Source organism: Arcobacter sp., from assembly GCF_050300555.1.
Classification (GTDB): Bacteria; Campylobacterota; Campylobacteria; order Campylobacterales; family Arcobacteraceae; genus Arcobacter.
The window spans coordinates 1-508 of the sequence record NZ_JBNKXY010000469.1 but is presented as its reverse complement, the minus strand read 5'-3'; the positions used below and the strand labels follow the sequence as shown (position 1 = coordinate 508).

At 31.9% G+C, this 508-nt stretch carries 1 protein-coding gene; it reads left to right on the top strand.

Annotation, left to right across the window (positions count from 1 at the left end; genetic code table 11):
- Positions 1–211: 211 nt before the first annotated feature.
- Positions 212–508 (top strand): hypothetical protein (locus tag ACQY5W_RS13675; RefSeq protein WP_428025519.1); only part of this gene is annotated, 297 nt, incomplete at its 3' end.

The window sequence follows — 508 nt, the reverse complement described above, 5'->3', positions numbered from 1 at the left end:
AAGACCCCTGAAGGAACATATATTTACAATCCATCGCCTCAAATTAAAATTTCACCGGAGGATAAACTGTTTGTTTTGGGTCCGGATGAGCAAATAGCTAATTTTAAAGAAATACTTAAAGAGAATTAATCTACTATTTTATAAATAATTACATTTTGGCTTGTTTTTTGAGAAAGCCGCAATGATGTTTTATTAACCAAAAATGTTCGTTATGAATTTTAAAAAGACAATTGGACTTAGCGCATTAGTTATTTTTCTTGCATTTGGTGCATATAGTTGTAAGTCGAAAAAAACAGTGGCCTCAAATAGTGAGGTAGGACAAATATTAGAAGATTTACCATGTGAAAAAGACGGTAAATCAGATAAGAAGTTTTTTAGAGCTTTTTCAATGGCCACAAGTAGCGATTTAAGTCTTTCAAAAGAAAAAGCACTATTATTGGCCAAGCAAAGATTGGTTACAGTAATTCAATCCAATACAAAGTCGGTAACCGACAGGTATGTAAATGAA